General features: G+C 67.0%; 26 protein-coding genes and 7 pseudogenes. 16 read left to right on the top strand and 17 right to left on the bottom strand.

Annotated features, from left to right (window positions below; translation table 11 throughout):
• Nucleotides 1-45: 45 nt before the first annotated feature.
• Nucleotides 46-1032, top strand: a pseudogene (locus tag ACZ1HC_RS13240) (phage tail tape measure protein); the annotation flags it as partial.
• Nucleotides 1033-1086: 54 nt separating this feature from the next.
• Here ACZ1HC_RS13240 and ACZ1HC_RS13235 read toward each other — a convergent pair.
• The 4 genes and pseudogenes from ACZ1HC_RS13235 to ACZ1HC_RS13220 form a co-directional block, all read right to left on the bottom strand.
• A pseudogene (locus ACZ1HC_RS13235) lies at nucleotides 1087-1527 on the bottom strand (carbohydrate ABC transporter permease); the annotation flags it as partial.
• A 206-nt stretch (nucleotides 1528-1733) separates the two neighbouring features.
• Nucleotides 1734-2594, bottom strand: coding sequence for a carbohydrate ABC transporter permease (locus ACZ1HC_RS13230; protein ID WP_233417272.1), 861 nt, complete (start codon nucleotides 2592-2594; stop codon nucleotides 1734-1736).
• 77 nt (nucleotides 2595-2671) lie between these two features.
• Nucleotides 2672-3982, bottom strand: a complete 1311-nt coding sequence (locus ACZ1HC_RS13225) for an ABC transporter substrate-binding protein (RefSeq protein WP_325063347.1) — start codon at nucleotides 3980-3982, stop codon at nucleotides 2672-2674.
• 37 nt (nucleotides 3983-4019) lie between these two features.
• Nucleotides 4020-4841, bottom strand: a complete 822-nt coding sequence (locus ACZ1HC_RS13220; RefSeq protein ID WP_154449512.1) for a sugar phosphate isomerase/epimerase family protein — start codon at nucleotides 4839-4841, stop codon at nucleotides 4020-4022.
• A 271-nt stretch (nucleotides 4842-5112) separates the two neighbouring features.
• Between ACZ1HC_RS13220 and ACZ1HC_RS13215 the strand changes: the two genes are divergently transcribed.
• From ACZ1HC_RS13215 to ACZ1HC_RS13190, 6 genes are all read left to right on the top strand, one after another.
• On the top strand, nucleotides 5113-5313 hold the full coding sequence (locus tag ACZ1HC_RS13215) for a hypothetical protein (RefSeq protein ID WP_472700870.1): 201 nt from the start codon (nucleotides 5113-5115) through the stop codon (nucleotides 5311-5313).
• The gene (locus ACZ1HC_RS13210) at nucleotides 5231-5953 is read left to right on the top strand and encodes an IS110 family RNA-guided transposase (RefSeq protein WP_472700845.1); all 723 of its coding nucleotides are present in this window, start codon (nucleotides 5231-5233) and stop codon (nucleotides 5951-5953) included. Before ACZ1HC_RS13215 ends, ACZ1HC_RS13210 begins: the two co-directional genes overlap by 83 nt.
• Before the next feature lie 392 nt (nucleotides 5954-6345).
• A complete protein-coding gene (tnpA, locus tag ACZ1HC_RS13205) occupies nucleotides 6346-6741 on the top strand; it encodes an IS66-like element accessory protein TnpA (protein WP_472699017.1) in 396 nt (131 codons plus the stop codon).
• Entirely contained in the window at nucleotides 6738-7088 is a 351-nt protein-coding gene (tnpB, locus tag ACZ1HC_RS13200) for an IS66 family insertion sequence element accessory protein TnpB (RefSeq protein WP_472699603.1), read from the top strand. The genes tnpA and tnpB overlap by 4 nt, the downstream gene beginning before the upstream one ends.
• Nucleotides 7089-7147: 59 nt before the next feature.
• Entirely contained in the window at nucleotides 7148-8770 is a 1623-nt protein-coding gene (tnpC, locus tag ACZ1HC_RS13195) for an IS66 family transposase (protein ID WP_472700844.1), read from the top strand.
• Between the two features lie 386 nt (nucleotides 8771-9156).
• Entirely contained in the window at nucleotides 9157-9990 is an 834-nt protein-coding gene (locus ACZ1HC_RS13190; protein ID WP_472700386.1) for a protein NO VEIN domain-containing protein, read from the top strand.
• A 3-nt stretch (nucleotides 9991-9993) separates the two neighbouring features.
• Here ACZ1HC_RS13190 and ACZ1HC_RS13185 read toward each other — a convergent pair whose 3' ends face one another.
• The 5 genes from ACZ1HC_RS13185 to ACZ1HC_RS13165 form a co-directional block, all read right to left on the bottom strand.
• Entirely contained in the window at nucleotides 9994-10374 is a 381-nt protein-coding gene (locus tag ACZ1HC_RS13185) for a hypothetical protein (RefSeq protein WP_472700385.1), read from the bottom strand.
• Entirely contained in the window at nucleotides 10374-11696 is a 1323-nt protein-coding gene (locus ACZ1HC_RS13180; protein ID WP_472700384.1) for a recombinase family protein, read from the bottom strand. Before ACZ1HC_RS13180 ends, ACZ1HC_RS13185 begins: the two co-directional genes overlap by 1 nt.
• The gene (locus ACZ1HC_RS13175; RefSeq protein WP_472700383.1) at nucleotides 11693-12193 is read right to left on the bottom strand and encodes a DUF2924 domain-containing protein; all 501 of its coding nucleotides are present in this window, start codon (nucleotides 12191-12193) and stop codon (nucleotides 11693-11695) included. Before ACZ1HC_RS13175 ends, ACZ1HC_RS13180 begins: the two co-directional genes overlap by 4 nt.
• Nucleotides 12190-12408 (bottom strand): hypothetical protein, encoded by a 219-nt coding sequence (locus ACZ1HC_RS13170; protein ID WP_472700382.1) that lies wholly within the window; start codon nucleotides 12406-12408, stop codon nucleotides 12190-12192. The genes ACZ1HC_RS13175 and ACZ1HC_RS13170 overlap by 4 nt, the downstream gene beginning before the upstream one ends.
• A gap of 172 nt (nucleotides 12409-12580) precedes the next feature.
• A protein-coding gene (locus ACZ1HC_RS13165) for an IS5 family transposase (protein WP_472700216.1) occupies nucleotides 12581-13361 on the bottom strand; the annotation gives its coding sequence in 2 pieces (ribosomal slippage) (nucleotides 12581-13025 and nucleotides 13024-13361; 783 coding nt in all).
• Between the two features lie 125 nt (nucleotides 13362-13486).
• Between ACZ1HC_RS13165 and ACZ1HC_RS13160 the strand changes: the two genes are divergently transcribed.
• From ACZ1HC_RS13160 to ACZ1HC_RS13150, 3 genes and pseudogenes are all read left to right on the top strand, one after another.
• A complete protein-coding gene (locus ACZ1HC_RS13160) occupies nucleotides 13487-14461 on the top strand; it encodes a phage tail tube protein (protein WP_472700381.1) in 975 nt (324 codons plus the stop codon).
• Nucleotides 14462-14463: 2 nt separating this feature from the next.
• Nucleotides 14464-14899 (top strand): annotated as a pseudogene (locus ACZ1HC_RS13155) (hypothetical protein).
• 68 nt (nucleotides 14900-14967) lie between these two features.
• Nucleotides 14968-15141 (top strand): DUF7697 family protein, encoded by a 174-nt coding sequence (locus tag ACZ1HC_RS13150; RefSeq protein ID WP_472700843.1) that lies wholly within the window; start codon nucleotides 14968-14970, stop codon nucleotides 15139-15141.
• Here ACZ1HC_RS13150 and ACZ1HC_RS13145 read toward each other — a convergent pair.
• The gene (locus tag ACZ1HC_RS13145; RefSeq protein ID WP_472700380.1) at nucleotides 15131-15511 is read right to left on the bottom strand and encodes a PIN domain-containing protein; all 381 of its coding nucleotides are present in this window, start codon (nucleotides 15509-15511) and stop codon (nucleotides 15131-15133) included. The two genes, ACZ1HC_RS13150 and ACZ1HC_RS13145, sit on opposite strands and share 11 nt — an antisense overlap.
• Nucleotides 15511-15723, bottom strand: coding sequence for an AbrB/MazE/SpoVT family DNA-binding domain-containing protein (locus ACZ1HC_RS13140; protein ID WP_036718052.1), 213 nt, complete (start codon nucleotides 15721-15723; stop codon nucleotides 15511-15513). The genes ACZ1HC_RS13145 and ACZ1HC_RS13140 overlap by 1 nt, the downstream gene beginning before the upstream one ends.
• Nucleotides 15724-15793: 70 nt before the next feature.
• Here ACZ1HC_RS13140 and ACZ1HC_RS13135 point away from each other — a divergent pair.
• Nucleotides 15794-16390 (top strand): annotated as a pseudogene (locus ACZ1HC_RS13135) (phage tail tape measure protein); the annotation flags it as partial.
• Between the two features lie 928 nt (nucleotides 16391-17318).
• Here the strand turns inward: ACZ1HC_RS13135 and ACZ1HC_RS13130 are convergent.
• Nucleotides 17319-17567 (bottom strand): annotated as a pseudogene (locus ACZ1HC_RS13130) (plasmid partitioning protein RepB C-terminal domain-containing protein); the annotation flags it as partial.
• 50 nt (nucleotides 17568-17617) lie between these two features.
• On the opposite strand from ACZ1HC_RS13130, the pseudogene ACZ1HC_RS13125 reads away from it, so the two are divergent.
• Both ACZ1HC_RS13125 and ACZ1HC_RS13120 read left to right on the top strand, forming a co-directional pair.
• Nucleotides 17618-17818, top strand: a pseudogene (locus tag ACZ1HC_RS13125) (TRAP transporter large permease subunit); the annotation flags it as partial.
• Nucleotides 17819-17873: 55 nt separating this feature from the next.
• Complete coding sequence (locus ACZ1HC_RS13120; protein WP_472700379.1) at nucleotides 17874-18476, top strand: TRAP transporter large permease subunit; 603 nt, start codon at nucleotides 17874-17876, stop codon at nucleotides 18474-18476.
• 108 nt (nucleotides 18477-18584) lie between these two features.
• Here the strand turns inward: ACZ1HC_RS13120 and ACZ1HC_RS13115 are convergent, their stop codons facing one another.
• From ACZ1HC_RS13115 to ACZ1HC_RS13100, 4 genes and pseudogenes are all read right to left on the bottom strand, one after another.
• A complete protein-coding gene (locus ACZ1HC_RS13115) occupies nucleotides 18585-19238 on the bottom strand; it encodes a fumarate hydratase C-terminal domain-containing protein (protein WP_472700842.1) in 654 nt (217 codons plus the stop codon).
• A 51-nt stretch (nucleotides 19239-19289) separates the two neighbouring features.
• Nucleotides 19290-20080: pseudogene (locus ACZ1HC_RS13110) on the bottom strand (fumarate hydratase); the annotation flags it as partial.
• A 37-nt stretch (nucleotides 20081-20117) separates the two neighbouring features.
• Nucleotides 20118-21071, bottom strand: coding sequence for a LysR substrate-binding domain-containing protein (locus tag ACZ1HC_RS13105; RefSeq protein WP_472700378.1), 954 nt, complete (start codon nucleotides 21069-21071; stop codon nucleotides 20118-20120).
• On the bottom strand, nucleotides 21068-21811 hold the full coding sequence (locus ACZ1HC_RS13100) for a class I SAM-dependent methyltransferase (protein WP_472700377.1): 744 nt from the start codon (nucleotides 21809-21811) through the stop codon (nucleotides 21068-21070). The genes ACZ1HC_RS13105 and ACZ1HC_RS13100 overlap by 4 nt, the downstream gene beginning before the upstream one ends.
• A gap of 292 nt (nucleotides 21812-22103) precedes the next feature.
• On the opposite strand from ACZ1HC_RS13100, the gene ACZ1HC_RS13095 reads away from it, so the two are divergent.
• The 3 genes from ACZ1HC_RS13095 to ACZ1HC_RS13085 are packed head-to-tail and all read left to right on the top strand — an operon-like array spanning nucleotide 22104 to nucleotide 25215.
• Nucleotides 22104-23267, top strand: a complete 1164-nt coding sequence (locus ACZ1HC_RS13095; RefSeq protein ID WP_472700376.1) for an acyl-CoA dehydrogenase family protein — start codon at nucleotides 22104-22106, stop codon at nucleotides 23265-23267.
• Complete coding sequence (locus ACZ1HC_RS13090) at nucleotides 23267-24373, top strand: CaiB/BaiF CoA transferase family protein (protein WP_472700375.1); 1107 nt, start codon at nucleotides 23267-23269, stop codon at nucleotides 24371-24373. The genes ACZ1HC_RS13095 and ACZ1HC_RS13090 overlap by 1 nt, the downstream gene beginning before the upstream one ends.
• The gene (locus ACZ1HC_RS13085; protein WP_472700374.1) at nucleotides 24370-25215 is read left to right on the top strand and encodes an HTD2 family dehydratase; all 846 of its coding nucleotides are present in this window, start codon (nucleotides 24370-24372) and stop codon (nucleotides 25213-25215) included. Before ACZ1HC_RS13090 ends, ACZ1HC_RS13085 begins: the two co-directional genes overlap by 4 nt.
• Nucleotides 25216-25401: 186 nt before the next feature.
• On the opposite strand, the gene ACZ1HC_RS13080 is transcribed toward ACZ1HC_RS13085, so the two are convergent.
• Complete coding sequence (locus tag ACZ1HC_RS13080; protein ID WP_472700373.1) at nucleotides 25402-25836, bottom strand: hypothetical protein; 435 nt, start codon at nucleotides 25834-25836, stop codon at nucleotides 25402-25404.
• Nucleotides 25837-26867 lie beyond the last annotated feature (1031 nt).

The raw sequence follows: 26867 nt of genomic DNA, 5'->3' as shown, positions 1-26867 counted from the left end.
CGTAAACGTAAGACGCCTATGCGGCGAAAGCAAGGAGTCTGACCGATGGCCGAGAAACGCGTCAGCGTCCGCCTCGCGGCCGTGGGCGGGCGACAGGTGCGCGCCGAGCTGGAAGGCGTGGGCGAGGCCGGGTCGCGCGGCTTCGGACGGCTGAGCCGGGAGATGGAGGCGGCCAACGCCCGGCTCGCGGCCTTCTCGCGCCGGGTGCGCGTGGCCGCCGCTGCCGCCGTGGCGGCTGCCGCCGCCGCGGGCGTGGCGATGATCCGCTCCGGGCTGCAGACCGTCGATGCGCAGGCGAAGCTGGCGCAGTCGCTCGGGACCACGGTCGCCTCGATCCAGACGCTGGAACGGGCGGGCGAACTGGCGGGCGTGTCGATGTCCGGCATCGAGCAAGCCACCAAGGATCTGACGCGCCGTCTCAGCCAGGCGGCCGCCGGGACCGGCCCTGCTGCCGACGCGCTGGACCGATTGGGGCTCTCGGCCAATGAGCTGATCGCGCTGCCGCTGGACCAGCGCGTCGTCGCCATCAACGCGGCCATCGAGAGCTTTGTGCCAGCGGCCGAGCGCGCGGCCGTCGCGGGCCAGCTCTTCGGCGAGGAAGGCTCGATCGCCATGAGCCGGATCGACACGGCCACGCTGAGGCAGGCGACCGAGGACGTCCTCGCCTTCGGCGTTGTCGTCTCCGAGCAGGATGCCGACCAGATCGAGCGGACGAACGATGCGATCTCCCGGCTCGGGCTGATCTGGCGCGGTCTGTCGAACCAGCTCGCCGTCGCCGCAGCGCCTGCGCTTGAGGCCGTCGCCAACGCCATGGCTGCGGTCGCGAGCCGCACGGGTCCGCTCGGCATCGCGATCCGCGGGCTCTTCGACAACATCGGCCGCCTGACCACCTATGCCGCCACCTTCGCCGCGTTCCTCGCGGGACGTTGGGTCGCTGGCATGGCCGCTGCGGCGCTCTCCGTGCGCGGCCTTGCCACGGCGCTCGTCGTCCTGCGCGGCGCGCTGACCCGCCGCGGCGATCCCGCCATAGTCGACGCCGTAGCGCCCCTGCAGGCTCGCCGCGCCGACGGTGATCGGCTTCAGCGTCTCGGTCTGAAGCACGACGAGGGGCAGCAGGTACTCCTGCCACGAGAACAGGAACACGATCAGCATCAGCGACATCAGGCCGGGTCGGACGACGGGAAGCACGACGCCGACGAAGGTCCGGATCAGGCTCGCGCCGTCCATCGTGGAGGCCTCGATCAGTTCGTCCGGGACGTCCTGCATCACGGTGCGCATCATGAAGACGGAGAACGGCGTCAGCAGGGCAGCCTGCGGCAGGATCACGCCGAGCCGGCTGTCGATCATCCCGAGCGCCTGGAGGTTGCCATAGAGTGCTACGATGACGGAGGGCGCGGGCACCACGAGTCCAGCGAGGAACAGGGCGAAAAGCGCCTCGCGCCCGCGAAACCGCACCTTCGCGAAGGCGAACCCGGCGAGGGGTGCCGTCAGCAGGACGATGATGGTGACGCTGAGCGAGATCACCATCGAGTTCCAGAAATAGGTGGAAAAGCCGCTTTCGGACCAGACCCGGCGGAAGTTTTCGAGGTTGAACGGCCAGGGCAGCGACAGCGGACCGGAGAACAGGTCCGCCTCGCTGCGCATCGAGGCCAGAACGACGAGGTAGACCGGGGCCAGCGCGTAGATCGCGAAGACGGCGAGGACCAGGGTCTGGATCGGGCGGGTCGTGGTTTTCATTTCGACCTCAGCAGCCAGAAGCTCAGGGACGCGAGGCTGAGCACGATGATGAGAAGGACGACCGACAGCACAGCGGCGTAGCCGAAGTCGCCGACGAGGAAGAAGGTCTTGTAGACATGCGTGGTCAACACCTCGGTGGCGTAGCCCGGACCGCCCTGCGTGGTGACCCAGATCAGGTCGAAGAAGCGCATCGCCTCGATCGCGGCATAAAGCCCGAGAAATAGGGTCGAGTTTCGCAGCAGCGGAACGGTGATGTCGCGGAACTTGGCGCCCCAGCCCGCGCCGTCGATATCCGCCGCCTCGTAGAGCGACGGGTCGATCGACTGGATCGCCGCGAGGTAGATCACGACGCAGAAGCCGAAGAATGTCCAGGCGCCGACCACGTTGAGCGACAGGAGTGCGGTGGACTCCTCGGCGAGCCAGGCGTGGCCGAACTGGCCGAGGCCCATGGCCTCGAGACCGTAGTTCAGCAGACCGAAGATCGGGTTGTAGATCCAGCCCCAGATGATCCCCGCGACGACGAGCGGTATGGTGCGCGGGATGAAGTAGATCGCCGCCAGCGCCCGCACCGTGTTCGGTCGCCGCTCGGCAAGGATCGCCGAGAGCAGCAGGCCGGCCAAGAGCGGAAATGCGAGCGTCAGGACGACCCAGATCGCGTTGTGCCACAAGGCGGCCCAGAAGACGGTGTCGGATCCCAGGCGCGCGAAGTTCGCCAGCCCCACGAATTGGTCGAGCCGACCGCCGTCCCACGAAAAGAAGCTGTAGCCCACCACCTGCGCGATCGGCACGGCCACGAAGGCGAGGTAGAGGATGAGTGCGGGGGCCAGGAACCAGTAGGCGGTGCGGGGCGAGTGCATGGGTTTCCTCGTACGGGCGAAAGATCGCGGGCGGGCGAGAGTTGGCGGGCCGGTCGTGCCGGCCCGCCGGTGAAGGTTCAGGGGACCCAGCGCTCGCCGTTGGCGATCGCGGTCTCCCAGGCGGTCTGCATCGCTTGCAGGAACTCCTCGGGCGTGGTGTCGCCGCCGGCAAGGCGCTGCAGTTCCGGGTAGAGGACCTGAGTGACACTTTCGGGCAGCGTCGTGTGGAGGTCGTAGAAGTTGGTGTCCGGCGTCGCGAGTCCCTGCTCGAAGAACGAATGGACCACGGGGTCGGCGCCCCATTCGCTGAGTTCCTCGGGCGTGGTGCCGATCGGCACGGTATAGCCCTTCTGCACCCAGATCTTCCGGCTGTCGTCGCTGACGAGGCAGTCGAGATAAGCCGCCGCCGCATCCTTTGTGGCCTGGTCGGCCGTGGCCGAGAGCTGCCATTGCGACCCTTCGCCCCACATCGTCCCGGGCTTGATGTCCTCGGCGATCGGCGGCAGCATGAAGACGCCCAGGTCGATCTTGCCCGAACCGCGGATCATGTCCTGGATCACCCAGGTGCCCGTTATCGTCATCGCGGCGCGGCCCGACAGGAAGAGCGCGTTCGCCTCGTCATAGCCGACGCCGTTGAAGCCGCGCGGGAACCATCCGTTGTTGGCCCAGTCCTGGAACACCGTCGCGGACTTGAGGAATTGCTCGTTCGTCCAGGGCGTGTCGCCGAAGAAGACCTGCTCTTCGGTCTGCTTGCCGGCGGTGAGACCAAGGATCAGCGAGAAGGTGTTGGTGGCCGGCCAGCGGTCGCGGTTCCCGAAGGCGATCGGCACGATGCCGGCCTCCTTGAACGCGTTCGCCGCTGCGACGAATTCGTCGTAGGTCGTGGGCACCTTTATGCCTTGCTCTTCGAACAGCGCCTTGTTGTAGTAGACCCCCATCAGGTCTTGCTCCATCGGCAAACCGTAGATGTGCCCCTCGTAAGAGTTGCGGCCCCGATAGAAATCGTTGACGTGCTTCCAGCCGTACTTGGCATAGTAGTCGTCGAGCGGCGCCAGCGCACCGATCCGCGCGTAGCCTGCGAGCACCGAAGCGGCAGGCCAGGTATATGCAAGGTCAGGCGTCTTTCCCGCGGCCACGGCAAGCCGGTAGCTGTCGCGGATGCCGATCGACGGCGCGACGGTCCGCAGGACCTCTGCGCCGCCGAGCGCGGGCGCGCAGGTCTTGATCAGTTCGTCCATCGCGGGTCCGGCCGCGGTGATGCCGGCCTGCGAGAACTGGTCCCATTGCGTGACGACCGTCTGGGCCGCGACCTGGCCGGCCGAGAGGCCGATCGTAGCCAAGAGTGCAATTCGCTTCATCTGTCCGTCTCCCTTCTTGGTTTCGTCCACTGCCGCCTCCCCCGGCGCGCAGGGAACGGATGTGATCTCAAATGATGGTCTTGAGGTAGGTGAGCGCGCGCCGGGCCAGATCGTCAGGCTCGACATTGCGGCGGTTGAAGCCGATCTCCATCGTGAGATAGCCCTCGTAACCGTTTGCCTTCAGCGCCTCGATCAGCGACGGGTAGTCCACGACGCCGCTCCCCGGCGGGTCGCGGTTCACGTCGGCGAGGTGGACGTGCTTCAGCCGCGACCCGAGGCGGTGGACATAGTCCGTGGGCACTTCGTTGCGGTAGAGCGTGTGATAGGTGTCGAACATCGCCGCGACGTTCGGGCGTTCGACCTGCTCGATGATCTGGATGACGTCGTCGCAGCTGTCGATCAGGTTGCTGTCGGCCGAGGTCGGCTCAACGGCGACCGTCAGGTCGCTGCCGGCGTGATCGGCGATCTGTTTCAGGGCGGTGGCGCTCCAGTCCCAGGCCTGCCTGCGGTCGGTGCCGAAGATCTGCCAGCCGGCGACATACATCAGCGTGGGCGCGCCCCAGGCGTGACAGAGATCGGCGACCTTCTTGTATTGGTCGATCGCGGCCGCGCGCTCGGCTGGGTCGGGCGAGGCGACGTTGAACCCGGGGCCACCGCCAGGGGCAGGCAGCATCGACGAGCAGGCAATCCCGTTGTCGTCGAGCAATCCGCGGATCTCGGCGATCCGATCGCGGGTGAGGTAGTCGGGAAAGGCATGCGGCGCGGCAGCGCCGATCTCGATCCCGTCGTAGCCGATGCGGGCGAGCCGGCGGATGACCTCGTCGAGCGGGTAGGCCGGGACCCAGACCGGAAAGCTCGAATAGACCCAGGTGTTGAATGACAGTTTCATTCCTGCTCCTCTCAGGCGGCAAACGGCTGGGCGTGCTCCCCGGGGAGGAGAGCCGCCTCGAACGCGCCCTTGGAAGGCCGCTTGTGACGTCTGCGTCGATGCGATGCCGTGACAATATCGATCCGCCGCGACGAGCATACCCCTCGATTCGTCCAGAATGGACACGTGGCCGCCATACAAGTGCGTTGCCTGCGTCCAGAATGGACCGATAGCATGGTCGGGCCGGACAGGCTGAACCCGATCAGCTTGTCCGATCTGGACGGAGGCTAATGTGAAGAAGGTCAGGATCGCGCCCGCTGCCGGAACTCTTCCGCCCGAAGGACCCTACGAGATCGACGGCACGCTGGAACCACAACGTGTCCGAGACGAACAGGTGCGCTTCGCCGAATTTGTCGGCCGCTTCCATTCCGAAGCCGAGAGCATTCTCAGCAGGCGCGGTCCATCCTGTTCCGCACCCGCGAGCAGTTCGTGAAGCAGCGCACAGAAGCGGTCAACGCGCTGCGGTCGCACCTGTACGAGTTCGGCTTCATCGGCCCGAGGGGATCGGCTATCTCCCGCGTCTCGGTGCCGTCCTCGAGGATCCGAACTCGGATTTGCCACCGCTCGCCCGGGAAATCTGTCGTGAGTTGCTGGACCAGATCATGCATCTGACTGGCCGGATCAATGCCATGAAAAAGAGAATCGACGCGATCGCAAGGGAAGGCGAGACATCCCGCCGCCTTCAGACCATGCCGGGTGTGGGCCCGATCAGCGCATTGGCCGTCGAGACCTTTGCACCTCCCATGGAGCAGTTCAAACGCGGTCGCGACTTCGCAGCGTGGTTGGGGCTTGTGCCGCGACAGGCCTCGACCGGCGGCAAGCAGAAGCTCGGGAGAACCTCGAAGATGGGCCAGCGTGATATCCGCCGCCTGCTGATCACCGGCGCGATGGCCGTGATCCGCTGGGCGCTGCGCCATGGCGCACCGAGAAATCCCTGGTTGGCGCGCCTGCTGGAACGCAAGCCGCCGATGTTGGCCGCCTCGGCGCTGGCCAACAAGATGGCGCGTGGCATCTGGGCGATGCTGACGCGGGGCGAAGACTATCGCGGCCCGGAGATCGCAAGAGCTGCCTGATCCGGCGGCACGGTTCGAACCGGACCACCAAGTTGTGAGGAAGACATGAACTGCATGGGCAAATGATCGACATGATCCGGGTTGGGCGAACCAGAAACCTTCTCCGAGCCTCGAGCTCGCTCTCAGAGATCTGGCCCCGGTCCGCGCATCACCATCTCGGCCAGCGGCATCTATCGGGCCGCACGAACAGGCCTGACAAGAGTCCGCACTCGATCACATGTCTAAGGCTCGGAAATTCCTTGCAAATGAGAGCGGCACCCACAAGAGAAGGTTGGACCGCAGTCCCTTTCCCTCCGCCATCATCCCTGTTGCGAACACGGACATGCGCCCATCGTAACCCTTCGGCGGGGGCCGTCTGACGGGGCGCTGTGGGGGATGATAAGTCCGACCTTATGGTCGACCTTACGTTCACACCCCAGATCGAGATCCTGTCCGCCGAGGACGCGCCGCGGCGGCGGCACTGGAGCGACGCGGACAAGATCCGGGTGGTCGAGGAAAGCCATCGGGGGTCTCGCCAGGTCACCGCGACGGCGCGGCGGCATGGTATCTCGCGTTCACTGCTGACCGTCTGGCGGCGACAGTATCGGAACGGCGAACTTGCGATCGCAAGCGGTCCTGCTTTCGTGCCGGTGAAGATGGCGCCGGACATTGATGCGCAGTCGCCGCGGCAGCCGGCCCCCGACGTCCAGCTCGAGATCGTTCTGCGGAACGGACGGCGCCTGCTCGTGTCCTCGTCGGTGGACCCGGACGCATTAGCCCGGCTCCTGCTGGTTATCGAGGGCCGATGATCGCCTTCCCGGCGGGGGTGCGCGTGTGGATCGCTGGCGGGGTCACCGACATGCGGCGCGGCATGAACACCTTGGCGTTGACGGTGCAGCAGGGTCTGGGGCGCGATCCACATGCGGGCGAGATATTCTGCTTTCGCGGTCGCAAGGGCGACCTGGTCAAGCTGCTCTGGCACGACGGCGTCGGCATGTCGCTCTATACCAAGCGGCTGGAGGCCGGGAAGTTCATCTGGCCGAGCAGCGGCACCGGCGAGGCCGTGCAGATCTCGGCGGCGCAACTCGGCTATCTTCTGGAAGGGATGGACTGGCGCAATCCGCGGTGGACACAACGCCCGACAAAGGCGGGATAATAGTTTGCGAAAGCCCATATTTTGTTGGGCGTTTCGCCAGCTCGAGGTATGCTTCGGGCATGTCCGATACCGCTTCCGAGATTGCCCGACTGCGTGCCGCACTTGCGGCGTCGCAAGCCCGTGCCGAGGCCGCCGAGAGCGAACTGGCGCAGGCCCGGGCGGTGGTCTCCACCTCGGAAGCGATGATCAAACACCTCAAGCTGGAGATCGCCAGGCTCCGGCGCGACCACTACGGCCATAGCGCCGAGCGCCGCGCCCGCCTGATCGACCAGATGGAGCTGCAGCTCGAGGAACTCGAGGCCGCCGCCACCGAGGACGAGATTGCCGCCGGGAAGGCGAAGACCACGGCGGTCGCCGGGTTCGAGCGTCGCCGCCCGGTGCGCAAGCCGTTCCCGGACCATCTGCCGCGCGAGCGGGTGGTGATCGAGGCACCGACAGCGTGCTCCTGCTGTGGCTCGGACCGTATCGTGAAGATGGGTGAGGACATTACCGAGACGCTCGAGGTCATCCCGCGTCAGTGGAAGGTGATCCAGACGGTGCGTGAGAAGTTCACCTGCCGGGCCTGCGAGAAGATCAGCCAGCCGCCGGCGCCCTTCCATCCCGCGCCGCGGGGATGGGCTGGACCGAACCTGCTGGCGATGGTTCTGTTCGAGAAGTTCGGTCAGCATCAGCCGCTCAACCGACAGGCAGAACGCTATGCAAAGGAAGGCGTCGATCTCAGCCTCTCGACGCTGGCCGACCAGGTCGGGGCCTGCACCGCGGCTCTGGCACCGATCCACGCCCTGATCCGGAACCATGTTCTGGCGGCCGAGCGCCTCCACGGCGACGACACAACGGTCCCCCTCCTCGCGAAGGGAGGGACGCAGACAGCGCGGCTCTGGACCTATGTCCGCGACGACCGGCCCTTTGGCGGCGGCGCGCCACCGGCCGCGCTGTTCCACTTCTCGCGCGACAGGGAGATGGCGCATCCGAACCGGCATCTTGCGGGGTGGCAGGGCGTTCTCCAGGCCGATGCCTATGGTGGCTACAACGACCTCTATCGCGGTGATCGTGATCCGGGGGCCGTGCTGAGCGCCCTGTGCTGGAGCCATGCCCGACGGAAGCTCTTCGAGCTCGCCGACATCAAGGAAAATGCCCGTCAGAAGAAGCCCGCGCACGACATATCGCCTGTCGCGCTGGAAGCCGTGAAGAAGATCGACGCCATCTTCGATATCGAGCGTCAGATCAACGGTCTGGACATCGCCAGCCGGCTCGACGCCCGGCACCGGCTGGTCCGCCCCCTGGTCGAGGAGCTGCACGACTGGATGCGGGCCGAACAGGGAACCATGTCGAAGCACAACCCCGTCGCCAAGGCGATCGCCTACATGTTCAAGAAGAACCGATGGGACGCCTTCACGCTCTTCCTCGAGGATGGGCGCGTCTGCCTGACAAACAACGCGGCCGAGCGCGCACTGCGCGGTATCGCGCTGGGACGGAAGTCCTGGCTCTTCGCTGGATCCGAGCGCGGCCCAGACCGCGCCGCCTTCATGTATTCTCTGATCGTCACCGCCAAGATGAACGGCATCGACCCGCAGGCTTGGCTCGCCGACGTCCTTGCCAAGCTCCCCAACACAACGGCTTCACGCGTGCAGGACCTTCTGCCATGGACGTGGCAGCCATCGGAGCGCCAACTCGCTGCATGACCGCCGCCTACGCCGGATGCTTACCGCCCATCGCGGCGCGGAAATAGTTGTGTATTCAAAGGGCTTTGCCTCCCCCATGCGAACCCCTGAGACTGCGCGCCTGGCCCGTTCGGGGCTCTGAACGGCCCTCCGTCTCTGTTCGGGCGAACCTCGCCAAATTCGGTTCGGTCGGATTTTTTCATGCTTTTCCAATGGCCTGAGTTTCAACTCCGCCAAAACTTCGGCCCCTGTGTCCATCGCCTTCGAGGGGAACAGAGCCGCAACGGGCGGTAGGCGCAGCCGCTGGGTGCGCTGGCCGAATGGTGGGTAGCGGTGGCGGTGGTTTGCCCGGGAAAACTCCGGAAAACGTTGATGACAGAAGGGCTTCCCGTCCGTAGCCTGGCGCAATGTCGAACGGGCCCTGGACGGATGAAGAGAACGATCTGATCGTCGCGGATTACTTCGCGATGCTGGTCGACGATCTCGCGGGGAAACCCCTGAACAAGGCGGCATCATATCGACAGCTTGCAGACCGGATCCATCGGTCCGCGAAGGCAATCGAGTACAAGCACCAGAACATCAGTGCCGTGCTCAAGGCGCTGGGCGAGACCTGGCTGACTGGCCTCGCACCCGCCTTCAACTTCCAGAGCTCGCTCGAGGATGCCGTCCTGCGATGGATGAACTCGCATCCGGAGTGGGTTTTGCGGTCCCCCGAAGGCAGACCACCCACCGGCCTTTACGATGCGGCGCAGATCTGGATCGGGCCGCCGCCGACGCTGTCCAACGAGCCACCACCGCAGGAGTTGGACCTGATGTTGCGGATCGCGAGGAAGTCAGACGTGGCCGGCCGCGACGAGCGTAACCGCGCCCTCGGCCGTGCCGGCGAGGAACGCGTGCTGGCCTACGAGCGGTCGGTGCTGCGGTCAGCGGGGCGCGATGACCTGGCGCGCAAGGTTCGCTGGGTGTCGGAGGAGGACGGGGACGGTGCCGGCTACGACATCGCCAGTTTCGAGCAGGATGGCCGGTCGCGGCTGATCGAGGTCAAGACGACGAACGGCTGGGACCGGACGCCATTTCACATTACGCGCAATGAACTGGCCGTGGCCGAGGAGCGGCGCATGGAATGGTGCCTGTTCCGGCTGTGGAACTTCTCACGCGAGCCCAAGGCGTTCGAACTGCGCCCACCGCTCGATGCCCATGTCTCGCTGACGGCGACGTCGTATCGGGCGAGCTTTCACTGAGGCTCAGTCGAACACCCGCGCCGGCTGTTCTTCCCACGGTAGCGACGCGACGAAGCACAGGTCGTAGATGCTGATCGTCGAAGGCTCGCGGTGGACGACCAGCCGCTCGAGGACGTCGGGCGCCAGCCACGCAAGCCGCAGAAGGCGGCTGACGTAGCGGTCGGACAGGCCCTCGTCGGCGGCGAGATCGGCGAGCGTGGCGACGTCGCCGCGTTCCAGCCGTTGCCGCCAGCCCCATGCGCGGCCGATGGCGCGCAAGAGGTGGGGATCCTGTCCGCGCCCCATGGCGGCCTCGACATGCTTCGGCGGAAGGATCCGGGGGCGACCACCGCGACGGCGGAGTTCGAGCGGGATGTGGACGCGCAGGGTTTCGGGCGCGGGCATCAGGCGACCTCCCTTTTGGGCGGTGCCATAAGGGCCGCGATGGCGCCGAGGCCATCGTGGCGCAGGTCGATGGCAAGACCCGCCTCGCTCACCGTGATCCGCGCCACCAGCAGCTGGACGATGCGCGCCTGCTCGGCCGGGATGAGCGCCTTCCACAGCTCGTCGAACTGTGCCAGCGCGGCGACAACGGTGCTCTCATCGAGATCGGGGCGGTCCTTCCGCACCGCCCGCGCGGTGCGCGCCGCGACCTCGGGCGTGCGCAGCATCCGGCGGATTTCGCCGATGACGGCTTCCTCGACCATGGCGCCCGGCAGCCGCTGTGGCCCGCGCAGTTCGGCCGCGGGGCGTTTCCGGATCACGTCCATCGAGGTGTAGTAGCAGTACCGCTTGCCCTTCCGCTTGGTGTGGTGGGGCGTCATGGCGGCGCCCGTCTCGGTGAAGATCAGCCCGCGCAGGAGCGCCGGTTGCGCCGCCCGCGCCACCGCCCCGCGGGCGACGCGGTTGTTGGCGATGACCTCGTGGACCTCGTCCCATAGCTTCTGGTCGATGATCGCCTTGTGCTCACCGGGATAGACCTCGTCCTTGTGCACGGCGAGGCCGAGATAGACCTTGTTGTGCAGGAACTTCAGCAGGTAGCCCCGGTCGAACACCGCGCCGCGCTTCGTGCGGATCCCGCGCGCGTGCAACTCCTTCAGCACCTGGGCCGTGGAACTGGAGCGGGCGTAGAGGCGGAAGACCGTCCGGACCTGTTCCGCCTCGGCGGGCTCGATCACCAGCTTGCGGTCCTTCACGAGATAGCCGAGCGGCACCGGCCCCCCCATCCACATCCCTTTCCGGCGCGAGGCCGCGAACTTGTCGCGGATGCGCTCACCGATCACCTCGCGTTCAAACTGGGCGAAGCTGAGCAGGATGTTCAGCGTCAGCCGCCCCATGGAGGTGGTCGTGTTGAAGGACTGAGTGACCGAGACGAAGGTGACGCCGTGGCGGTCGAAAATCTCCACCAGCTTCGAGAAGTCCATCAGCGCGCGGCTGAGGCGGTCGATCTTGTAGACCACGACCACGTCGATCAGCCCGGCCTCGATGTCGGCGATCAGCTGCGCCAGCGCGGGGCGGTCCAGCGTACCGCCGGAGAAGCCGCCGTCGTCGTAGCGGTCGCGCAGGGCGACCCAGCCCTCGGCGCGCTGTGAAGCGATATAGGCCTCGCAGGCTTCCCGCTGCGCGTCGAGGCTGTTGAACTCCATGTCGAGTCCTTCCTCGCTCGACTTGCGGGTGTAGATGGCGCAGCGCAGGCGGCGGACGGCTTCGGGCTTGGTGCGGCTCATGGGCGCGCCTCCGCACCATGGGCCATCCCGAAGAACTTCCACCCGTTCCAGTGGCTACCGGTGATCGCACGGACTGCGGCCGAGAGCGACTTGAAGCGCCGCCCCTGCCATTCGAAGCCATCGGTCAGAACGGTGACGACCTGCTCCTCACCCTGCCATTCGCGCACCAGCTTTGTGCCGGGGATCGGGCGGCGGGGATCCGCGATCAGCGGGCCCGGCGCGCCCGTGGCGACCTCGGCCGCCAGCGCGTCCAGTGTGCGGCGTGTCGCAGGCTTGATCCCGCCATGGGCCAGTTCCTGGATGCGGTAGCCGATCCGCAGCTCCAGGTTTCCGCGGCTGGCGTTCGGTGCGGGTTCGCCGAACATGACCCGCCACTTCCCCTGCAGCTCGGGCACTGTCATCGCCTTCAGCGCGGCCAGTTCGGCCAGGACGTCGATCCCCTCCGCCGGCCGCGCGAGCGCAGCCTTTGCGCCTGATTTCCTTGTGTTTTTCCTCATGCGTCGTCTCCAACTCGGTTTTGCACCTGTCTCCGACGACGGCGTTTGAGGGACAGAATGTCCAGCGAACTGTCTCCGCTGAACGGAGAATTCTCGTTCGTTTCCCGTGGGTTGGTGCGCGCGATGGCGCTGGCGAGGATGGCGGCCAGTTCCGCCAGCCGCTCATCAGTCGTGAGCGTCTCGGCCGGCGGCGCGAAAGCGATGTCGTCTTGCATGGGGAGCGAACCTCCTGAGGCAGTTTGCTCCGTGTTCGCCGGTCGCGGCGAGAGAATTCAAGTCAAAACACGTGGTTGTCGCAAGGGCGCGCATCTCTGCGCGCTAGATCGGGTTCGTGATCAAGAAACTTGATGGCCTCGGAGGCATCCGCAAGCGCACGATGCCCTTAGGTCATGTTGACAAATGGCGGAGCCAGAGCTTGATGCATGCGATGTCGATGAAGCCGCGGAAGCTTTCTGCGGTTTTGTCGTAGCGGGTTGCCAGCCGACGGCTGTTTTTCAGCTTGTTGAAGCAGCGCTCGACCATGTTGCGCAGGGTGTAGATGGTCATGTCGACAGCCTTGCGCACCCTTCGGTTCTTTCGCATCGGTATCATGGGGAGGGCGTTGCGGCTCTCGATGTCTTCCCGAATTTTATCAGAGTCATAGCCCCTGTCTGCGACCAGGACGGCTGGCTGCGGCAGGTTGTCGGCCATCACCAGATCATAGCCGGTGTAGTCGGAATCCTGCCCCGGCGTGATCTCGGTCCTCATCGGGAGGCCAGCGCCGTTGACGCGGAGATGGATCTTGGTCGAGAAGCCACCTCTCGAACGGCCAAGAGCCTCTTTCGGAGTCCCCTTTTGCGCCCGCCGCATGATGATGGGCGCGGATCACGGTGCTGTCGATCATCTGCAGCTTGTCCGGCGCGATCCCAGCGTGGTTCAGCGCGTCCAGGATATCCTCCCACAGCCCGGCAAGGGTCCAACGGCGGAACTGCCGGTAGACCGAGGACCACTTGCCGAACTCTTCGGGCAGGTCGCGCCACGGCGCACCAGTCCTTGCGATCCAGAAAATGCCATCCAGAACAAGACGATGGTCCGCAGGCTTGCGCCCGTTCGGATGCCGGACGGCTCGGATGAAGCCCTCAAAGAATCCCCATTCGTCGTCGGACATCAGGTTGCGTGCCAAGCTCATCTCCTACGTAGAGAGCAGCTTGAATCACAGCGCGAACGCCGGTGGAACCCCTTTTGTCAACATCACCTAGCACCTACGCACGCGGGAAGTCGATAGAGCGGTTGGGGCTCCCCCACTGGACGCTAATGTCGTGTCTTTCGTTCAACTGCGCTATCCGTATCCAGCCGCAAAGCCGCCCGCCACAGCGGCGTTTTCATGAACACCGCGTCCTCGAACCGATAGCTGGGGTGAGCGGCTTCACCCGCATGCCCTTCGCCAGCACATCTCTCGGCGCGGAGCAGCCGTTGCTCAACTCTGAACTTCTCGGCTATGGCCGCGATCCGCTGGCGCCGATCAAGGACGCGGTGACGGCTGACGGCGATGTCGTCGTGCCGCTCGACGCCGAGGCCTTCGGCTTCTGGCTGAAGGCGGCGTTCGGCGCACCCTCGACCACGGGTGCGGAAGCTCCCTACACCCACGAGTTCCAGTCCGGGTCCTGGACGCTGCCCTCGATGTCGATCGAGACCGGCATGCCGGAGGTGCCGCGCTACGCGATGTATTCCGGCTGCGTGCTCGACCAGATCACCTGGCAGATGCAGCGCTCGGGGCTCTTGACCGCGACGGCGCGGCTGGTGGCGCAGGGCGAGACGGCGGGCACGACGACCAGCGCGGGAACACCCGCAGCGCTGGAGCTGAAGCGCTTCGGGCATTTCAACGGGTCGATTACGCGCAATGGCACGGCTCTCGGCAACGTGGTCTCGGCCGAGATCACCTATGCCAACAACCTCGACCGGATCGAGACGATCCGCTCGGACGGGCGCATCGACGGCGCCGACCCGTCCATCGCGGCGCTCACCGGCCGGATCGAGGTGCGCTTCGCCGACCAGACGCTGGTGACGCAGGCGATCAATGGCGAGGCCTGCGAGATGGAATTCGCCTACGTCCTGCCCTCGGGCGAGAGCTTCACCTTCACGGTGCACGCCGTCTACCTGCCGCGCCCGCGCATCGAGATTTCTGGGCCGCAGGGCGTGCAGGCGACCTTCGACTGGCAGGCGGCGCGCGACAGCGTGGTCGGCCGGATGTGCACCGCCACCCTGATCAACGACATAGAGGAGTATTGAGGATGCTGACGCTCGACCTGACCAACGCGCCGCGCTGGCATGACCTCGCCCCCGGCGTCCGGGTGCAGCTCCGCCCGCTGACCACCGCGCTGATGGTGGCGACGCGCAGCGATCTAGCCGTCGAGGCAGTTCCGGAGGAGGCTTCCGACGAGGAGCGCGCGGTGGCTTTCGCCAAGTCGCTGGCGCGGCGGGCGGTGCTTGCCTGGGACGGCATTGGCGACGCCGACGGCCAGCCCATCGACCCGAGCCCCGAGGCCATCGACGCGCTACTCGACGTCTGGCCGATCTTCGAGGCGTTCCAGCTGACCTACGTCTCGAAGGGCCTGCTGCTGGAACAGGAAAAACGCCTCCGCGCCCTCGCCGAATGGTCCTTCGGCGGGGGCGAGCGATACTGCGACGCCTGCCAAACGACGTGCCCGGACTGCCCGGCGCGGTTGAACCGTCCGGAAACGCCGGAGGGTTGGCAGGTCTGGGACCTCGTCGGCCGCCTCGGCGGTCAGCTGCGCGTGCTGCCGGGCGCGGTGATCGGCTGGGACCTGTCGGCGGCGCTGGCGCTCGGTGACGCGCTCGGCGTCCCGCCGCTCGCGATGGCCGAACTGCTACCGGTCATCGAAGCGGTGATGGTGCGGAAGCTGAACGAGGAGCTGAGTGCGAACGGCGGCCCGGGTGTCAGGCCTTGATCTTCTCGATCAGGGTGACGCCCGGCAGTCCTTCGAAATGTGCGTCGCAGGTCAGGAGCGTCGCACTTTGCGCGCGCGCAGTTGCAAAGATGATGGCGTCGGCGGTTGCCAGCTTATGCTCCCGGCACGCCTCCGCCGCTGCGAGCGCGATCTCGGTATCGAGCGGAACGACCTGGCAGACCTGCGTGAAGGCGATGACCTGATCCGCCTTGTCCTCGCCGACCTCGCGGGTCAGCCATTTCGCCAGCTCGAGCTGAACCATGGTCGGGACAATCCACTCGGCCTGTTCGGGCAACTGCCCGGACAGCTTCTCGCCAGTTGGCGAGCCGATCAGCCATTCGATCCAGGCCGACGTGTCGACGAGGATCATCAGAACCGGTCCGAGCGGTCGCGATAGTCGGTGGCAGATGCTCCGCGCGCGAGCCCTTTCAGCGCCTCCCGCTTCGGCACCGGCACCAGCAGGACGCCGGTGCCCTTCGGGATGAAGGCAAAGGTCAGCCCGGCTTCCCAGTGCTGCGCCGCCCGGATCGCCTTGGGGATCGAGATCTGGAACTTCGAGGACAGGGTCGCAGTCTCGGCCATGGTCATACCCTCATGTGATCGATGTCGAAAACGTAAGACGCCGACGCGGCGAAAGCAAGGACTCTGACCGATGGCAGAAAAGCGAGTGTCCGTCCGCCTCGCGGTCGTGGGCGGACGGCAGGTGCGCGCCGAGCTGGAAGGCGTGGGCGAAGCCGGATCCCGCGGCTTCGGACGGCTGAGCCGCGAGATGGAAGCGGCCAACGCCCGGCTCTCGGCCTTCTCGCGGCGTGTTGCTGTCGCGGCCGCCGCCGCCGTAGCAGCCGCTGCCGCCGCTGGCGTGGCGATGATCCGCTCCGGCCTGCAGACGGTCGATGCGCAGGCCAAGCTCGCGCAGTCGCTCGGCACCACCGTCGCCTCGATCCAGACGCTGGAGCGAGCGGGCGAGCTGGCGGGCGTGTCGATGTCCGGCATCGAGCAGGCCACGAAGGACCTGACGCGCCGTCTCAGCCAGGCGGCCGCCGGGACCGGCCCCGCCGCCGACGCACTGGACCGGCTCGGGCTTTCGGCCAACGAGCTGATCGCGCTGCCGCTGGACCAGCGCGTCGGCGCGATCAACGCGGCCATCGAGAGCTTCGTGCCGGCGGCCGAGCGCGCGGCGGTCGCGGGCCAGCTCTTCGGCGAGGAAGGCTCCATCGCCATGTCGCGGATCGACACGGCGACGCTGCGCCACCTGCTCGGCGTGCGGCTTCAGTTCCTCGGGCAAGTCGGCCAGTTTTCCCGCCGCCTTGGCCTCGTGGTAGGCGTCTGCGATCTTGTCCGCATCGTCGGTGTAGTCGTTCTTCACCAGATAGCGGTATATCTGCTTGGCCATGGCGGGTGTCACCTCGACTGGACCATGCTCGGTAGTGAGTGTCTTGCCCGCAAAATAGTCCTCAGTTGCCTGCCTCGGGCGCGACGAGAGGGTCTCCGCGATTTCCTTCTGCAGCCCTGCCACGAAGTCCTTGTAGCTCTCGCTCGCCACCACGGTGAGTACGTTGATGTCGTGCACCACCGCCGGGTGGTCCATCCTGTCCCCGTGCTGATCGACGCTCAGCCGCAGGCCACGCCCCACCTCCTGGCGGCGGGAAATGGTGTTGTCGCTGTGCTTCAGCATGCACATGACAAAGACGTTCGGGTTGTCCCACCCCTCGCGCAGCGCCGAGTGTGAGAAGATGAACCGGGTGGGTTCGGCAAGGGAAAGCAGCCGCTCCTTGTCCTTGAGGATCAGGTCGTAGGCGTCCACGTCGTCGGAATCGACCGAGCGGGCGCCAACGGCAGGGTCTTTGAGGCGGTTCGTCTTCTTATCGATCGAGAAATAGCCGTTGTGCGTCTTCGCGGAGTCGATGCTGGCGAGATATTTCCGGTACGCCTCGTTGTCGATTATGAGCTCCGAAAGGTACTCAGCCTTCAGCAACTCGTACTCTTCCTCGAAGACCCGCGCATACTCGCCCTTCTCGTCGGCCTGGCCATAGTCCCGGTACTTCACCACCTCGTCGATGAAGAACAGCGACAGGACCTTGATGCCCTGTGCGAACAGCTGCTTTTCCTTGTCTAAATGCGCCTTGATCGTCTCGCGGATCTGGATGCGGCGGATATCGCGTTCCGAGACATCGCCGTTCCTCGCAGATGCCGTCCAACAGGCGCACCTTGCGCCGGATGCTGCTCATGTTGAGATCGAGCGCGAGCGCGATCTTCTCCTCGGGCACGCCGCGCTCGATCGCCTTTCGGATCATCTTGTGTTCCTGGATCGGCGCAAGGCGGCTGACCTGGCGGTTGTAGGTGAAGGCCTCATCGTCGGTGGAGACCAGACACTCCACTTCCTGTTCGCCTGCGTCCTTCAGCGCCTCGATCCGAAGATGGCCGTCCCGTTGCGACTGCGGGCGGTCTTGGCATCCTGATCCCGCCCTCGATCGTGATGGTGATGTATTCGGTCGCAACCTCTGGGATGATCGTCACCGGCCCGGATGGCGAAAGCGTCGCGGCGGCTTCGATCGGCGATATGTTCATCGCCGGGGTGGTGCCGGGCCTGATCCTGGCGGCGATGCTGGGCGTCACGACCTATTGGCGGGCGCGGAGGAACGACTATCCCCGTCTGCCGCGCGCCTCCTTCCGCGAACGCTGGATAGCGTTCCGGGAATCGGTCTGGGGCCTGATGCTGATCGTCATCATCAATGGGCGGCATCTATGGCGGCATCTTCACCCCGACCGAGGCGGCGGGCGTCAGCGCGGTCTATGCCTTTGTCATCGCGGTCTTCGTCTACAAGGACATCAAGCTGCGCGACGTGCCCCGGGTGCTGCTGACCTCGGCCGCCATGTCGGCGATGCTGCTTTATATCATCACCAACGCGGTGATGTTCGCCTTCATCCTGACCTCCGAGCAGATCCCGCAGTCGGTGTCGGCTTGGATCGTGGACCTGGGGCTTGGCTGGGTGGGCTTCCTGCTGGTGGTCAACATCCTGCTGCTGCTGGTCGGGATGGTGATGGAGCCGTCGGCCATCGTCCTCATCATGGCGCCGATCCTGTTCCCCGTCGCCGTGGCGCTGGGCATCGATCCGGTCCATTTCGGCATCATGATGGTGGTGAACATGGAAATCGGGCTGTGCACGCCGCCGGTAGGCCTGAACCTGTATGTCGGCTCGGCCATATCTCGCCTGGGGCTTACGGCCATGTCCGTTGCGGTCGTACCCTGGCTGATCACCGCGCTGCTGTTCCTGGCGCTGATCACCTACGTTCCGGCGGTCACGATGTTCCTGCCGGACCTGCTGGGCTTCTGAGGCAAGGAAGGCGGCGCGCGGTCGCGCGCCGCCTTCTTGCAGGCTTGGCGGGAGGACGGTCGCTGGGCTGCCGCAAGGTGGCCCAACGGCTGCTCGGCCGCGGATGGCTCAGTCAGGCATCCGCCACCGCGCCGGGCCGGTCCGGTGAACGGCGTGGCCGCGCGCGTCCACGGCCACAGTCACAGGCATGTCCCTCACCACGAATTCGTGGATGGCTTCCATCCCCAGATCTTCGAAGGCCACTACCCGGGCCTCACGGATCGCCTGCGACACAAGATAGGCCGCGCCGCCGACCGCAATCAGGTAGGCCGCCCCGTTGCGGGCGATGGCGTCGATCGTGGCGTCGCCGCGTTCCGCCTTGCCGATCATCACCGACACGCCAAGCCGGTCGAGCATCATGTCGCTGTAGCGGTCCATCCGGGCAGAGGTCGTCGGCCCGGCAGGTCCCACCACCTCGTCTCCCACCGGATCGACCGGGCCCACGTAATAGATCGCCCGGTCCCGGAAGGCGACCGGCAGCGGCTGGCCAGTTGCCAGCATCCGCTCGATCCGCCGATGCGCGGCGTCGCGGCCGGTCAGCAGGCGCCCCGACAGCAGCAGCGATTTTCCCGGCTGCCAAGTCGCGATGTGGTCTCGCGTCAGCCCGTCCAGGTCGACGCGGCGAGCGTCCTTCCAGGCGTCGCGAAAATCCAGGTCCGGCCAGTCCGCAAGATCGGGCGGAACCAGGCGCGCGGGCCCCGAGCCGTCCAGCGCGAAATGCACATGGCGCGTCGCCGCGCAGTTGGGAACCACAGCGACCGGCAGCGAGGCGGCATGGGTGGGAAAGCTGCGCACCTTCACGTCCAGGAGGGTGGTGATCCCGCCCAGGCCCTGTGCGCCGATGCCCAGGGCGTTGATCCGGTCGATCAGCTCAAGGCGCAGGGCCTCCTCGGGGTTGGCGGGGCCCCGGGCGCGCAGGGCAGTCGCGTCGATGGGTTCGTTCAGCGCCTGCTTGGCCATCACCATCGCCTTGTCCACGCTGCCGCCGATGCCGACGCCCAGGATGCCCGGGGGCACCAGCCGGCGCCCATCCTGCCGACGGTCTCCACCACCCAGTCGGCCACCGATGCCGAAGGGTTCAGCACCGCGAAGGCCGACTTGTTCTCGGACCCGCCGCCCTTGGCCGACACGTCGAATTCCACCCGATCCCCGGCCACCATCTCGACATGCAGCATGGCCGGGGCGTTGTCGCGCGTGTTCTGCCGCCGCCCGAACGGGTCGGCCACGACCGAGGCGCGCAGCGGGTTGGTGTCGCTGCGGTAGGCGCGGCGGACGGCATCATCGACCATGTCCTGCAGCGGCCTGTTCCAGTCCAGAGCCGCCCTGACGCCGATCCGGGCGGTGACGTTGGCAACGCCGGTGTCCTGGCAGATCGGGCGGCGGCCGAGGGCGGCCATGCGCGAATTGACCAGGATCTGCGTCATCGCGTCCCGCGCCGCGGGGCTTTTCTCGGCGCTCCAGGCGGCGGACATGGCGCGGATGAAGTCGCGGGGATGATAGTGGCTGATGAACTGCAGCGCGTCGGCGATGCTGTCGATCACGTGGTCTTCGGATATGGCTGGCATGGTGGCCTCGTGCGGCGCGATGGAGGGGGGATGGGGGTTACCTGTCCTGGCTGACCTGCGCGCCGCTCCACCGGCCCGTTCGCGCCAGATCGCGCAGCATGTCGCGGGTCAGGGCCAGCACGACCGAGACGGCATTGGTCATCGGGCGGCTGGCAGAGTGGGCCAGGTGGATGCTTCGCACGACCTTGGGCTCGACGATGGCCCAGCTGCGCAGGCGGTTCTCGGCCACCTCCGGGGCGATCGCGTTTTCGGGAAGGATGGAGTAGCCCAAGCCTTCCTCGACCAGCGACTTGATGTTGGCATAGGAATCCACGTCGAAGACGGTGTCCAGGTCGCGGCCCTTCGCCTTGGCGTGCCGCAGCAGAAGCTCGCGCAGGCCGTGGCCGGGACCGGGCAGGATCAGCGGAAGCCCCAGGACCGTGCCGAAGGTGAGCTCGCCGCCTGCCTCGGGCAGATCCTCGTCCGGCAGCCTGGATGGCGGCCCGAAGAACTGAAGCCGCTCGTCCAGCAGCCGCTCGGTCCGGATGCCGTGGTCCTCGGCCTCGCCGTACAGCACCGCCAGGTCGATCCTTTCCTCGCGCATCCAGTCCAGGATGAAGCCGCTCATGGCCTCGGCGATGCGCAGCTTGATCTTCGGATAGCGCAGATGGACGGCCGAGATCAGCGGGACCGCCAGGATTTGCCCGATCGTGCCGGGCACGCCCAGCCGGACCTCGCCCTCGGGATCGTTCTGGTGGCCGCGGATCTCCTCCTCGGCGACGGTCAGCTGGTCCAGGATGATCCGGGCGTGGCGCAGCAGGATCATTCCCGCCTCGGTCGGCTGGACCCCGCGCGGGCTGCGAAACAGCAGCGCCGTGCCCAGGTCGGCCTCCATGTTGCGCACGTGCAGCGACAGGGCCGGCTGGGCGACGTGCAGGAAGGTCGCGGCGCGCGACAGCGACCCCTGTTCGACGATAGCCACGAAATAGCGAAGCTGCCGCAGGTCGATCACCGCCGCGGCTCCTGCGGGGCGGCAAGGGTCCAGCAGATCATGGGCTGTGTCAGGGTCGCCAGGCCGTCGATGCTGCGGATGTTGTCGCGCCAGGCCCGGGCCAGCGCGGCATCGTTCCTGCGGGCGGCCTGGGCGCGTTCGGGCAAGGCGCGCGCAAGATAGGCGATGAAGTCGTCCAGCCCGGCAAAGCGGCTTTCGCGGTTCCACCGGCGCAGATCGCGCAGCGTCACGCGCCCGGCAGAGATCAGCGTTTCGACCGCCTGTGCGGCCTGGGCGCGGATGCGCGTTTCATCTTCGACCGGGCGCATCGCCCGGAAGAAGCTGCCCTGGGCCAGCGGTTCGACGACCAGCACGATGCCGGTCCGGCCCACCGCCGCAACCGCATTCAGAAGCGCGTCCTGCATCCGGTCCGGCCGGACGTGATGAAGCGAGTTGACGAAGCAGGCGGCGTCGAAGCGCCCCAGATCCTCGGGCAGCGCCTCGGCCAGGGCGCAACGGAAGTCGGCCGCGGGCAGCCGTTCGCGCGCCCGCGCCAGGGCGGCGGCGGCGGGGTCGATGCCCGTCACGCGGTAGCCGCATCCGTCAAGCGCCTGGGCAAGGCTGCCGTCGCCGCAGCCGATGTCCAGGATGCGCCCGGCGCCACAGCGCGCGAACGCAGCGGTCAGCACGGTCAGCGTGTCCACGCCGGTCGGGCAGGTCTTCGCAGCAGCAACGGCCTGGGTGGTGGTTGGATCGGTCATGATGTTTCCAGTGGCCCCGGAAGGAAACACGCTTTCGCCCGAACATCAAATAGAGGCTTGCTGCGTCTGCCATACCGGGATGTTATGAGGACCGGGCCGAAGCTTTACTGGGCAAGGTCCCCGCCCTGCGTCATGTCGGGCGTGGCCGGAACCTCATTCCGGGAATGGCGACCTGCGGCAACCGTGCGGCAGACAGATAACAAATCCCTCTATAGGCTATCGACAACATATATTTGATATATCGCCAGCCGTCGCGCAGGCTTGGTTGCAAACGATGGTCTGGAAGGATGCCATGCTTCAGAAAGTCACGGACGAATATCAGGACATTCGCGACGCGGTGCGTGCGCTGTGTGCCGGGTTTCCCGACGAATACCACCGCAGGATCGACGAGGCTCGCGCCTATCCCGAGGAGTTCGTGGATGCCCTGACAAAGGCCGGCTGGATGGCCGCGCTGATCCCCGAAGAATACGGGGGCTCGGGGCTGGGCCTGACAGAAGCCTCGATCATCATGGAGGAAATCAACCGGGCGGGCGGCAATTCCGGGGCCTGTCACGGGCAGATGTACAACATGAACACGCTCATCCGCCACGGGTCCGAGGAGCAACGCCGGACATACCTGCCGCGGATCGCTACGGGCGAGTTGCGCCTGCAGTCGATGGGCGTGACCGAACCCACGACCGGCACCGACACCACCCAGCTCAAGACCACGGCCACCCGCAGGGGCGATCGCTACGTGATCAACGGCCAGAAGGTCTGGATCAGCCGCGTCCAGCATTCGGACCTGATGATCCTTCTGGCCCGCACCACGCCGCTCTCCGAGGTCAGGAAGAAGTCCGAGGGCCTGTCGATCTTCCTGGTGGACATCCGCGAAGCCATGACATCGGGCATGACCGTGCGCCCGATCCTGAACATGGTCAACCACGAGACCAACGAGCTGTTCTTCGACAACCTCGAGATCCCGGCCGAGAACCTGATCGGCGAGGAAGGGCAGGGGTTCAAGTACATCCTGACCGGCCTGAACGCCGAGCGCACGCTGATCGCCGCCGAATGCATCGGCGACGGCTACTGGTTCATCGACCGCGTGTCGCGCTATGTCACCGAGCGCGTGGTCTTCGGCCGTCCCATCGGCCAGAACCAGGGCGTGCAGTTCCCGATCGCCGAAGCCTTCATCGAGGTCGAGGCCGCCAACCTGATGCGGTTCGAGGCCTGCCGCCGGTACGACGCGCGCGAAGACTGCGGCGCCCAGGCCAACATGGCGAAATACCTGGCCGCCAAGGCGTCGTGGGAGGCCGCGAACGCCTGCCTGCAGTTCCACGGCGGCTTCGGCTTTGCCTGCGAATACGATGTCGAGCGCAAGTTCCGCGAGACCCGCCTCTATCAGGTCGCGCCGATCTCGACCAACCTGATCCTGTCCTATGTCGCCGAGCACGTGCTTGGCCTGCCGCGGAGCTTCTGATGGGAACGCTGCCTCTGGAGGGGCTGACCGTGGTGGCCATCGAACAGGCGGTGGCCGCGCCCTTCGCCACCTCGCGTCTGGCCGATGCGGGCGCGCGGGTCATCAAGATCGAACGCCCCGAGGGCGATTTCGCGCGCGGCTATGACGACGTGGCGAGGGGTCAGGCCAGCTACTTCGTCTGGCTGAACCGGGGCAAGGAAAGCATCGCCCTGGATCTGACGCTGCCTGAACACAAGGACGAACTGGCCCGCCTGCTTGCCGGCGCGGATGTGCTGGTCCAGAACCTCAAGCCCGGGGCGCTGGGCCGGCTTGGCTTCGGCTTCGACAGGCTGGCCGCCGACTATCCGCGGCTGATCGCCTGTTCGATCTCGGGTTACGGCGAAACCGGGCCGATGGCCGACCGCAAGGCCTATGACCTGCTGATCCAGGCCGAATCGGGCCTGTGCTCGATCACCGGCGGCCCCGAGGAGCCGTCGCGGGTGGGCGTGTCGCTGGTCGATATCGCCACCGGCGCCACCGCCCACGCCGCGATCCTCGAGGCGCTGATCCGTCGCGGGATCGACGGCAAGGGCGCGAATATCCAGATCTCGATGTTCGACGTGATGGCCGACTGGCTGACCGTGCCGCTGATGAACCACGAAGGCGGCAAGTCCCCGCGCCGCCTTGGCCTGGCGCATCCCTCGATCTCGCCCTACAGCGTCTTCACCTGCAAGGATGGCAACCAGATCCTGATCTCGATCCAGAGCGACCGGGAATTCGCCAAGTTCGCGGACGTCTTCATGAACCGCCCCGAGATGGCGCGCGATCCGCGCTTCGCGACCAACGTGGCGCGCGTGCAGAACCGCCCGGAAACGGATGCTGCCGTGGCCGTGGCCTTTGCGTCGAAGACCGCCGAGGAAGCGACCGCGGGGCTGATCGCGGCGGATGTGGCCTTCGCCTCGGTCAACGACATGGCGGGCCTGTCCGGCCATTCGCAACTGCGCCGCATCACCGTGGACACCCCGAACGGCCCGGTCAGCTATCCGGCCCCCGGCGCCGTCTTCGTGGGCGAACCGCGCAGCTATGGCGCGGTCCCGGCCCTGCCGAAGGTCAGGGAAAGCGCATGAGCGGCCTGGACATCGATCACCTGCGCCAGTGGATCGGGCGTGTCGAGACCAGGTCGGAACTGGTCACCGATGCCATGGCGGACCGCTTCAAGGCCACCTTCGACCAGGACGGGCAGGCCAGGGACGGCGAGGCCGCCCCGGTCATGATCCATCTGTGCGTCGCCCCGCCCGCCGCGCCCACCAGCGGGCTGGGCGTGGACGGCCATCCCGCGCGCGGCGGCTTCCTGCCCCCGGTGCCGCTGCCGCGCCGGATGTGGGCGGGCGGTGCCTTCACCTTTCACGGCGACATCCGCGTTGGCGACCGCGTCACCCGCCGCTCGACCATCCGCGACGTCACCGTGAAAGAGGGCCGGACGGGTACGCTGTGCTTCGTCACCCTCGATCACCGCATCGACAGCGCGGGCCGCCTGGCGGTCGAGGAGCGCCAGGACATCGTCTATCGCGGCGCCGAGACCGCGGGCGGGGGCGGCAGGCCTGCCCCGGCCGAGGCCCCCTGTGCGCATCGCGCCACGGTCGCGCCTTCGGCGGCGCTGCTGTTTCGCTATTCCGCGCTGACCTTCAACGGCCACCGGATCCATTACGACACGCCCTACACGACCAGGCAGGAGGGCTATCCGGGCCTGATCGTCCACGGCCCGCTGCAGGCCACGATGCTGGTCCAGTTCGCCGAAAGGCTGCGCGGCAGCCGGCCGGTGCAGTTCAGCTTCCGCTCGCTGTCGCCGTTGTTCGACATCGCCGACTTCACCCTCAACGCCTGCGCCGAAGGGGAGGGGCTGCGCCTGTGGACATCCTATGCCGATGGCCCCGTCGCGATGGAGGCACGCGCGTCATGGTCGGCCTGACCCGCGCGCTGCGGGCGTCTCCTGCCGGCTGCTGTTCGGCGCCGGCAAACGCCGAACCGGCTGCAAGGAGGCGACGCGATCCGGCCTGAGGGACGGGCTCGCATCTGCTTCAGCGTCCGCTGCTTCCCGCGCCCCTTGCCGGCCTGCGTCTTCAGCGGCCGGCTTTCCAGGGGTAGGCCTGCTTGGTCATTCCCCTCTGGCAGGAGGCGTTTCAATCCTCGGCCAATCAGTCCCGGCCTCCGTTTCCACCGCCGCCGCCGTTGCCACCACCATTTCCGCCGCCGCCATTGCCCCCGCCGTTGCCACCACCACCGTTGCCCCCGCCGTTTCCGCCCCCGCCATTGCCCCCACCGCGTCCGCCACCGTCGTTGCCACCTCCCTGTCCGCCGCCGCCATTGCCGTGTCCACCACCGCCGTTGCCACCGCCGCCGCTGCCATTGCCGTGTCCGCCGCCGCCGCCGTTGCCACCGCCGTGTCCACCACCGCCATTGCCGCCACCGTGTCCACCACCGCCATTGCCGCCGCCGTGTCCGCCGCCGCCGTTGCCACCGCCGTTGCTGCCGCTGTTTCCTCCACCGCCGTTGCCACCACCGCCATTGCCGCCGCCGCCTCCATGTCCATTGCCGCCGTTGTTCCCGTTTCCGCCACTCCCCCCCGTGCCGCCGCTCCCGCCGCCGCTCCCGCCGCCGCTCCCGCCGCCGCTCCCGCCTGCGCTGCCGCCGCTCCCACTCCCGGTGCCGCCCGCGCTGCCGCCGCTCCCGATGCCGCCGCCGCTGCCCCCTGCGGTACTACCGCTGCCGCCTGTGCCGCCGCTTCCAAGCCCGTCGCCGCGCCCCGCCGCGCTGCCGCCGTTGTTTCCGCCCGCTGCACCATGTCCGCTGCCGCCGCTGCCACCCCCTCCGCCGTTGCTGCGACCTGCGCTACCGCCATCGGTTGCACTGGCGCCGGTACGGCCGTCCGGGTCACCGGATCTACCCCCGCCGGCACGGCCGCTACTGGTTCCGGCTGCCCCGGCATCGCCACCGCCGATGCTCCTGACGCCGGCAAGATTTCGGCCGCTGATGGTTCGCGGCCATTCGCTGTCCCCCCTGCCGGAAACGGCGCGCCTGCGGCCTTCCGCAGTCCCCTGAGATATCCCGCTGCCTCTTCCTGCGCCAGTAGCCTGGGCAGGCTCCGGCATGGTACCGCGCGCGATCACGGGCTTGGGCGCGGGCGGCGCTCCTCGACCGCCGAGCCACAGTTCCAGATACCCCTCCTCCGGGGGCGGCGTGAAGCCAAGGAAATCACGCGCCTCGGCGTCCAGCTGGCCTGCCAGTTCCTCGGCTGCCGCGCGATCCTGCGGGTGAAAGTACCGGACATGGGTTTCCCCGATCGTGAACGGCGTCGATGTCTCCTCGGGTGACCACCCTTGGTCCGCAAGCTGCGTCATGGTCTGGTCCCGACGCTGGGCCGCAAGGCGCTGGGGGACATAGACCGCCAGCCGCATCCGCGGCGTTTCCGTGATGGACGGCATCGGCCGAGGGCTGGCGTCGCCCTCGGGCCCCTGCAGAGGGGCAGGCTGCAGGCGCGGGACCGGGAAAGCCGGCCGCGCCTTATGGAAGGCCAAGCCGGGCGCCGCCGCAAGTCCGGGCTCTGCCTCGAGGTCTGGACGC

This window comes from Paracoccus sp. BR5-17, from assembly GCF_055693925.1.
The sequence above is the reverse complement of the archived record's forward strand: the minus strand, read 5'-3'. Positions and strand labels throughout refer to the sequence as shown.

What these genes read in the sequence shown, in the direction of transcription:
- ACZ1HC_RS13230 (WP_233417272.1), bottom strand. Translation starts at nt 2,594, where the DNA reads ATGCACTCGCCCCGCACCGCCTACTGGTTCCTGGCCCCCGCACTCATC.
- ACZ1HC_RS13220 (WP_154449512.1), bottom strand. Translation starts at nt 4,841, where the DNA reads ATGAAACTGTCATTCAACACCTGGGTCTATTCGAGCTTTCCGGTCTGG.
- tnpA (WP_472699017.1), top strand. Translation starts at nt 6,346, where the DNA reads ATGGTCGACCTTACGTTCACACCCCAGATCGAGATCCTGTCCGCCGAG.
- tnpB (WP_472699603.1), top strand. Translation starts at nt 6,738, where the DNA reads ATGATCGCCTTCCCGGCGGGGGTGCGCGTGTGGATCGCTGGCGGGGTC.
- tnpC (WP_472700844.1), top strand. Translation starts at nt 7,148, where the DNA reads ATGTCCGATACCGCTTCCGAGATTGCCCGACTGCGTGCCGCACTTGCG.
- ACZ1HC_RS13190 (WP_472700386.1), top strand. Translation starts at nt 9,157, where the DNA reads ATGTCGAACGGGCCCTGGACGGATGAAGAGAACGATCTGATCGTCGCG.
- ACZ1HC_RS13185 (WP_472700385.1), bottom strand. Translation starts at nt 10,374, where the DNA reads ATGCCCGCGCCCGAAACCCTGCGCGTCCACATCCCGCTCGAACTCCGC.
- ACZ1HC_RS13180 (WP_472700384.1), bottom strand. Translation starts at nt 11,696, where the DNA reads ATGAGCCGCACCAAGCCCGAAGCCGTCCGCCGCCTGCGCTGCGCCATC.
- ACZ1HC_RS13175 (WP_472700383.1), bottom strand. Translation starts at nt 12,193, where the DNA reads ATGAGGAAAAACACAAGGAAATCAGGCGCAAAGGCTGCGCTCGCGCGG.
- ACZ1HC_RS13170 (WP_472700382.1), bottom strand. Translation starts at nt 12,408, where the DNA reads ATGCAAGACGACATCGCTTTCGCGCCGCCGGCCGAGACGCTCACGACT.
- ACZ1HC_RS13160 (WP_472700381.1), top strand. Translation starts at nt 13,487, where the DNA reads ATGTCGTGTCTTTCGTTCAACTGCGCTATCCGTATCCAGCCGCAAAGC.
- ACZ1HC_RS13145 (WP_472700380.1), bottom strand. Translation starts at nt 15,511, where the DNA reads ATGATCCTCGTCGACACGTCGGCCTGGATCGAATGGCTGATCGGCTCG.
- ACZ1HC_RS13140 (WP_036718052.1), bottom strand. Translation starts at nt 15,723, where the DNA reads ATGGCCGAGACTGCGACCCTGTCCTCGAAGTTCCAGATCTCGATCCCC.
- ACZ1HC_RS13120 (WP_472700379.1), top strand. Translation starts at nt 17,874, where the DNA reads ATGGGCGGCATCTATGGCGGCATCTTCACCCCGACCGAGGCGGCGGGC.
- ACZ1HC_RS13100 (WP_472700377.1), bottom strand. Translation starts at nt 21,811, where the DNA reads ATGACCGATCCAACCACCACCCAGGCCGTTGCTGCTGCGAAGACCTGC.
- ACZ1HC_RS13095 (WP_472700376.1), top strand. Translation starts at nt 22,104, where the DNA reads ATGCTTCAGAAAGTCACGGACGAATATCAGGACATTCGCGACGCGGTG.
- ACZ1HC_RS13090 (WP_472700375.1), top strand. Translation starts at nt 23,267, where the DNA reads ATGGGAACGCTGCCTCTGGAGGGGCTGACCGTGGTGGCCATCGAACAG.
- ACZ1HC_RS13085 (WP_472700374.1), top strand. Translation starts at nt 24,370, where the DNA reads ATGAGCGGCCTGGACATCGATCACCTGCGCCAGTGGATCGGGCGTGTC.
- ACZ1HC_RS13080 (WP_472700373.1), bottom strand. Translation starts at nt 25,836, where the DNA reads ATGGACATGGAGGCGGCGGCGGCAATGGCGGTGGTGGCAACGGCGGTG.